The sequence below is a fragment of the Thermoleptolyngbya sp. M55_K2018_002 genome (genome assembly GCF_015295965.1).
Taxonomy (GTDB): domain Bacteria; phylum Cyanobacteriota; class Cyanobacteriia; order Elainellales; family Elainellaceae; genus Thermoleptolyngbya; species Thermoleptolyngbya sichuanensis.
Map to the genome: position 1 here is coordinate 1 of NZ_DVEA01000355.1, position 6,124 is coordinate 6,124.

Consider the following 6,124-nt stretch of genomic DNA (forward strand, 5'->3'; position numbering starts at 1 on the left):
GCCCTTGCAAAGTCCAGAGATCAGCACGCCAGCCCAAACGCCCCCCCTCCCACAGATTCCCCCGAAACCCGATGGCAAGAATGGCTCACCCAATCCCGCGCCATCTTCCACCCGACGCTGTGGAACGGGCAATACTATCGGCTCGACAGCGGCAGTGGTTCGGACGTGGTAATGGCAGATCAGTTGTGTGGGCAGTTTTATGCGCGGCTGCTGGGGCTGCCAGATGTAGTGCCGGAGGACTGTGCCCGGTCGGCCCTGAAGACGGTGTATGAAGCGTGCTTCCTCCAGTTTCACGGTGGTCAGTTTGGCGCGGCCAACGGGCTGCGGCCGGATGGATCGCCCGTGAACCCGAAGGATACGCACCCGCTGGAGGTATGGACGGGCATCAACTTTGGGCTGGCGGCGTTTCTGTGGCAGATGGGGTTGCCAGATGAAGCCCTGCGGCTGGCGGAAGCCGTGGTGTGTCAGATCTACAACAACGGCTTGCAGTTTCGCACGCCAGAGGCAATTACGGCAGTGGGCACGTTTCGCGCCAGCCACTATCTGCGGGCAATGGCGATTTGGGGAATCTACGGCGTGATGACAGATTTTGCTACGCTGCGATCGCCCTAGCGATTTCTACCGGAAACCCAACCGCCTTCCAGGCTGGCATCCCGCCGCGCAGTTCCGACACGTTGAGGAACCCGGCAGCGCGGAGTTGGGCAGCGGCGATCGCCGTTTCCTCGTCCGTGTAGCCATAGACGTAGAGATCGCGCTCCAATTCCAGATAAATCAGCGCCGTGTCCACCAATTCCCCAGCGGGAATGGAGACTGCGCCCTCGATATGGGCAGCGTTGAACTCTGGGCGATCGCGCACGTCGATAATTGTCAGCGCGGGTTCGCCCCAGTCCAGTCGGGCCTTTAGGTCATACACGTTGGACTTCGGGCGGAGCGGCGGCGGCGTGGGAATCAGTCCAAAAAGTCGCATGGCTCAGTGCAGGTGTGTGAGGTGGGAGGAACAGAAAGGCAGCCATAAAGATGAGTCGCGCTCAGGTCAGAAATCCGCTATCAGGCGGATTCCTCCCAAACTCTCAATCCCCAACCCCTAGCTCCTTCTATACCTGCACTGTAACAACATTGCCCAAGATTTACAAACTTTTGTATCCGAACCTTGACGAACGATCCGCAGCGTGGCACGTCTACTCACGAATCCAGGGGGATTTCGGCGATCGCGCTCAGGTCTGGCAGCGGCAGCAACGGGCTGGCGGTGGGTTGGGAATCGCCCCAACAGCGGATGCCCGGCCCACAGAGGGCGCAGTCGTTTCGCAAATCCTGCTGGCGGGGGAATGGCTCGCCTTGGTCGTAGCGCTCTAGCCAGTGGGTCAGGCGTTGCAGTCGTTCGCTCAGGTCTTGACGAGTTTGCTCATGGGCCGCTCGGCTGTAGGGAAACGCCAACCGCTGCGGCTGCGGGGTCGATGTGCCCGGTGGCGTTGCCCGCACAAACCAGTAGGTCATCGTGATTTGCTCTGGCCCATAGTCGCTCGTTTCCGCCAGCACAAAGGGATAGAGCCGCGTTTGCCAGTGTTGCGCCAGCCATTGCGGCTGCTTGGGTTTGCCGTAGGTCTTCCAGTCTAGGATTTCAGCTTTGCCTGGCTGCTGCACTAGCAGGTCATACACCACCGTCAGCAGATAGCCCTGAAACAGCAAGCTGCGGCGGTGTTCGCTCTGACGCTGCTGGTCGGGATTGGGCGCAAACACGTCTGGCGCAGCTTCCACAAACTCCCATACGCACCGCTGCAAGGCCGGATCGGCCGGAGTCAGCGCGGCAATGGGCAGCCCCAACTCTCGCTGCTGCATCAGCAGGTGAAACTGGCTGCCCCAGTCGAGGTTTTCCTGCTGGTCGGGGTTGGGCGGTGCAGCAAGCTGATCGAGATAGACGTGCTGAAACTGGCGTGGACACAGATCCAGCAGGTTAAGCTGTCCCTGAGAAATCCGCATAACGGGCGATCGCCCCATAGTGCCTCCCTTCCAACCCCTGGCGACCCGCTAACCTGACAAACCTCTAAACTCGAGTCAGCACAAACACACTGCCCTCGTTGCCTCGCCCAATCCGCAGGTCGTCGTCTAGGTAGGTAATGTCCAACCAGCCTTTGCGATTGCCGGGGTCTATCCGAAAATCGGCGGCGGCGAAGCGTTTGCCGCTCTGGATGTCCTGAATGAACTGGCTGGGGTTGCGATAGCCGATTAGCCGCTGTAGCCCAAAGATGCCCCGCTCAAAGCCCACATCCACGCGGCGATCGCTCACAGGATCAAACCGAGCCGCAACGCTGACCAAGCCCTCCAGCAGCGGCAGACTGGTGACTTCGGCAATGTTAAACACCTGCTGCGTCTTGACGCGGATGCACTGATAAACTTGCCCCAGCGTCAGGACGGGGAAGCGCCCAATGCTCAACAGTTCAGTGCTGGTAGTGTAAAGCAAGCGCCAGTTGCCGTCGAGCTTTTCTGCGGCTTCGAGCGGTCGCGGCGTGGGGTTAAATTCTTCCAGTCGAGCCACTGCCGCCAGGATCGCCAGGTTGTCGGCTTCGGAGGCCAACAAGCCCCGATTTTTTCCGGCGATCGCCTGCAAAAGTTCCGCTTTGCCAAGGGTCATAGGTGCGCCTGCTAAGTAAACGCTTTGATGCTGAAAGGCTGATGGGGAAAGGGACGAGGGCGATCGCCTAAGCTATCCAAAACTCATCGTTTTAGTCAAGTTCCATCCGTCTCATCCGTGACGGATTACACTAAAGAGTATATAGAGATTTGAAAAGGACAATGCGTAACCCTGCTCTGCGTGAAATTCCCCGCAACCAACCGGCCGAAGTGATTCCCCTCCAGCGCGATGCGTCTATTTTGGACTGGCTGGAAGGAACAGGGCGGCTGCTGGCTCGCGAAAGCGGCGACTTCGACTTCTCAGACGACGAAGAAGAAATTAACGAGCTGATGGCGGGCGAAGACAACAGCTACGACCTGGATGATGATGACGACGACGTGCTGGATCTGGACGACTAGTGCTTTGTCAAAGCTTGATTTTAGGGTTGATCCTCAGCTTGTAGTCGGCGCTTTAGCGCTAGAGCGCTCACTACAAACCCTAATCTATTACAAACCCTAATCTATAACGTTGACGCAGCACTAGGGCGGCGTTTTGCGCCAGCCTGAGGGTCGGCCTTAGCAGGGTCGGCCCTAGCGTTAACCAGACTCGTTGCAGCTTGTCTCGTTCTGCAATGAACTAGTGGCTCAGTATCTTACAACTTGTCGAGCGTGCAAGATTCCGCTTGTGCGCTCGTTTTAGTCTGCTCAAGCGAGAAAAATTTCTTGCGATCAAAACTTTTTCTCAGGTGGCACCATAGACCTGATGCAGGATATTTATGCAGCATTTTTGAAGCTTTTGAAGAAGCTTTTGAAACTATGAAGCTACGCAGAAAGCTACGAAACTTTCGTCTTTGCAGGACAGCGCGATCTCACCCTGCAAGAAATGCTGTAGAGTTTGCAGAATCGTCCGTTCCTTAAATGACTCCGCCCCCCACTTCCCATGAACGTTTGGAACCAACTCACGCTGACGACCACGCCCCTGCCGACTTGGATTCGCTCTAGCCTGCTGCACAGTTGGGTCGGGGCGCTGCGGGGCTGGCGCAGAGGAAGCTGGCTCATGCAGTGGGCAGACCCAATCGGGGCAGTGCTGGCGGCGATTGTGTTTGGGCTGGCTCCGTTTGTGTCTACGGCGCTGATTGGCGTACTGCTGATTGCCTGCGGCGGCTACTGGCTGCTGCTCACGCTGTCGGATGATGAAGGACTGGGTTTAACGCCGATTCATCTGCTGGTGCTGCTGTATTGGCTGGTATCGGTGGCGGCGACGGCGCTTTCGCCTGTGCGGACAGCAGCCATTTCAGGGCTGATCAAGCTGACGCTGTATATGCTGCTGTTTGCGCTGCTGGCGCGAGTGCTGCGATCGCCCCGCATTCGGGCTGGGGTCATCGCAGTGTATTTGCTCACGGCGCTGGCAGTGAGCGTCGAGGGTATCCGACAGTGGTTCTTTGGCGCTCCTGCCCTGGCCACCTGGGTGGATGCGGGGTCCACCCTGGCAAAAACGACCCGCGTCTATAGCTACTTGGGCAACCCCAACCTGCTGGCGGCCTACATTTTGCCAGCGGTGATGCTGAGCGCGGCGGCGGTGTTTGCGTGGCGGCGCTGGCTCCCCAAGGCGCTGGCGCTGCTGATGACGGGACTGAATGCTGCCTGCCTAGTGCTGACCTTTAGCCGGGGCGGCTGGATTGGCTTTGTGATGGCAGGGTTTGCGCTGGTGCTGCTGCTGGCGCACTGGTTTAGCCGCTATTTGCCGCAGTTTTGGCGACGCTGGGCTATCCCGTTGGTGTTGGGAGTGTCGGCGGCGTTCGTCGTGCTGGCTGTGGCGACGGTTGCCCCACTGCGCGATCGCGTCCTTAGTATGTTTATGGGGCGGCAAGACAGCAGCAACAATTTCCGGCTCAACGTGTGGGCTGCGGTGCAAGACATGATCCGCGATCGCCCCATTTTGGGCATTGGCCCCGGCAACGATGCCTTTAACCAGGTCTATCCACGCTATCAACGGGCGGGTTTTTCGGCGCTCAGCGCCTATTCCATCCTGCTGGAAATTTTGGTGGAAACGGGAGTCATTGGGTTAACCGTGTTTCTCTGGCTCCTGTTGGTCACGTTTCACCAAGCCTGGACGCAACTTCAGCGCCTCCGCGCCGCCGCAAACCCGGATGGATTCTGGCTAATGGGGGCGATCGCCACCGTGGTCGGAATGCTCTTCCACGGACTCGTAGACACAGTATGGTATCGCCCCCAGGTCAGCACGCTCTGGTGGCTCATGCTGGCGATCGTTGCAAGTTACTACGTGCCCGCTTGGGGCTGGAAGCCAGTGGATAGCTATCAAGCAACAGAAATGACGGAGTAATGTCAATAGACTTGACACTATACCACTTACACACTTTTACCTCATAAGTTTGCCTGAATAGCTGGATGTCTGCCTGACACATCTTTAGGCAGCCTCCCAATGGGGTAACTGACAGCGCATGGATTGAATTCTAGAGAACCAGATACGGTCATAATACTGGGCTTCAGCTTGTTTAGAGGCAAAACAGGGTTCAGGGTCAACAGTAAAGAGGGCCAATCGGTGTGAGCAGTGGCCGCCCTTTGTTGACCCCTCCCTTGAGCCAGCGGAGACCGATTTTGAGATAGCTAATGCCCCGACTCCAATGAGGGTCAACCTGAGTACGCAGACCGTCGAGTTGAATAATCATGCCCTGGGTAGGTTTAGCAAACCCTCGGTTGGCTAAAACCATCACATCGGGGTGGGACTGCAACAGCCGATGGGCTAAGCGAAACATCGGGAGATATCGCTCAGTCCTGACGGTGGCACTGGGGTGTTCCAAAACCCGCCATAGCAGGGGTACGGCTCGTCCACAACAGCTCACGGACAAGTGAATCATGCAATGCGATTCCACAGCACCGTGGTATCGAGCGCCAGATAGAGCCGTCGCCCTTTCCACCGATGGATGGCCGCCAGTAACAAAGGCACATACAGCCTATATTCCGCAGGTTGACAGATATTTTTAGTTGTGCGTTGCCCTGCCGATCGCTGAAAGTCTTATGGACAAGCAACCCGAAAATATGTACTTTTCTAACACAGATTTCTATCGCAACATTTCTACACAGCCATGAACTTTAGCGTTGATACCCACAAGTCTTGTCAATAGGCGCTTCTGAAAAACAGGATTTGGAAGCATACTCATAATTTAAAGTCAACCTGCGGAATGTCGGTTCAAGATAAGTTCCGACGGCTTTTCCATCAGTCACACCATAAAGACTAGGTTCATCGTAGACAGATTCTATTTCAGCAAATCTGGCTGCTTCAATACATAAGTCTTCTATGGTCAAGATTGGTCGCATCTTTGTCTAAGATCCCGTCACCGCAATAGTACATCGGTTTGCGAAAACAGGGAAGGTCGCGTCAAAGCCTTCTAATGCCGAAACATACGAGGGTTGCTCTTTGGCAGAGGGATGAGCATACACCTAACGGTGAAGCTCAACGGCGGGCGATCGCTCTCGGTTTCAGCCAAGATTTCTG

At 56.5% G+C, this 6,124-nt stretch carries 6 protein-coding genes and 1 pseudogene; 3 read left to right on the plus strand and 4 right to left on the minus strand.

The window, feature by feature from the left end; all coding sequences use genetic code 11:
- Positions 1 to 612: GH116 family glycosyl hydrolase (locus IGS51_RS18125; protein ID WP_297080187.1), on the plus strand; the 612-nt coding region annotated here is incomplete at its 5' end.
- Here the strand turns inward: IGS51_RS18125 and IGS51_RS18130 are convergent.
- The 3 genes from IGS51_RS18130 to IGS51_RS18140 all read right to left on the minus strand — a co-directional run bounded on the left by IGS51_RS18130 (position 593) and on the right by IGS51_RS18140 (position 2,629).
- Positions 593 to 967 (minus strand): rhodanese-like domain-containing protein, encoded by a 375-nt coding sequence (locus tag IGS51_RS18130; RefSeq protein WP_297080188.1) that lies wholly within the window; start codon positions 965 to 967, stop codon positions 593 to 595. The two genes, IGS51_RS18125 and IGS51_RS18130, sit on opposite strands and share 20 nt — an antisense overlap.
- Positions 968 to 1,182: 215 nt before the next feature.
- On the minus strand, positions 1,183 to 1,995 hold the full coding sequence (locus IGS51_RS18135; protein ID WP_297080189.1) for a PD-(D/E)XK nuclease family protein: 813 nt from the start codon (positions 1,993 to 1,995) through the stop codon (positions 1,183 to 1,185).
- 46 nt (positions 1,996 to 2,041) lie between these two features.
- Positions 2,042 to 2,629, minus strand: a complete 588-nt coding sequence (locus tag IGS51_RS18140) for a PAP/fibrillin family protein (RefSeq protein ID WP_297080190.1) — start codon at positions 2,627 to 2,629, stop codon at positions 2,042 to 2,044.
- Positions 2,630 to 2,790: 161 nt separating this feature from the next.
- Here IGS51_RS18140 and IGS51_RS18145 point away from each other — a divergent pair, with 161 nt between their 5' ends.
- Positions 2,791 to 3,027: a DUF3134 domain-containing protein gene (locus IGS51_RS18145; RefSeq protein WP_068509204.1), complete on the plus strand. Its 237-nt coding sequence runs from the start codon at positions 2,791 to 2,793 to the stop codon at positions 3,025 to 3,027.
- A gap of 520 nt (positions 3,028 to 3,547) precedes the next feature.
- On the plus strand, positions 3,548 to 4,951 hold the full coding sequence (locus IGS51_RS18150) for an IctB family putative bicarbonate transporter (RefSeq protein ID WP_297080191.1): 1,404 nt from the start codon (positions 3,548 to 3,550) through the stop codon (positions 4,949 to 4,951).
- A gap of 854 nt (positions 4,952 to 5,805) precedes the next feature.
- On the opposite strand, the pseudogene IGS51_RS22425 reads toward IGS51_RS18150, so the two are convergent.
- Positions 5,806 to 5,946, minus strand: a pseudogene (locus IGS51_RS22425) (restriction endonuclease); the annotation flags it as partial.
- Positions 5,947 to 6,124: the final 178 nt, after the last annotated feature.

Coding starts and splice junctions, on each gene's coding strand:
- IGS51_RS18130 (WP_297080188.1), bottom strand. CDS start 967: ATGCGACTTTTTGGACTGATTCCCACGCCGCCGCCGCTCCGCCCGAAG.
- IGS51_RS18135 (WP_297080189.1), bottom strand. CDS start 1,995: ATGGGGCGATCGCCCGTTATGCGGATTTCTCAGGGACAGCTTAACCTG.
- IGS51_RS18140 (WP_297080190.1), bottom strand. CDS start 2,629: ATGACCCTTGGCAAAGCGGAACTTTTGCAGGCGATCGCCGGAAAAAAT.
- IGS51_RS18145 (WP_068509204.1), top strand. CDS start 2,791: ATGCGTAACCCTGCTCTGCGTGAAATTCCCCGCAACCAACCGGCCGAA.
- IGS51_RS18150 (WP_297080191.1), top strand. CDS start 3,548: ATGAACGTTTGGAACCAACTCACGCTGACGACCACGCCCCTGCCGACT.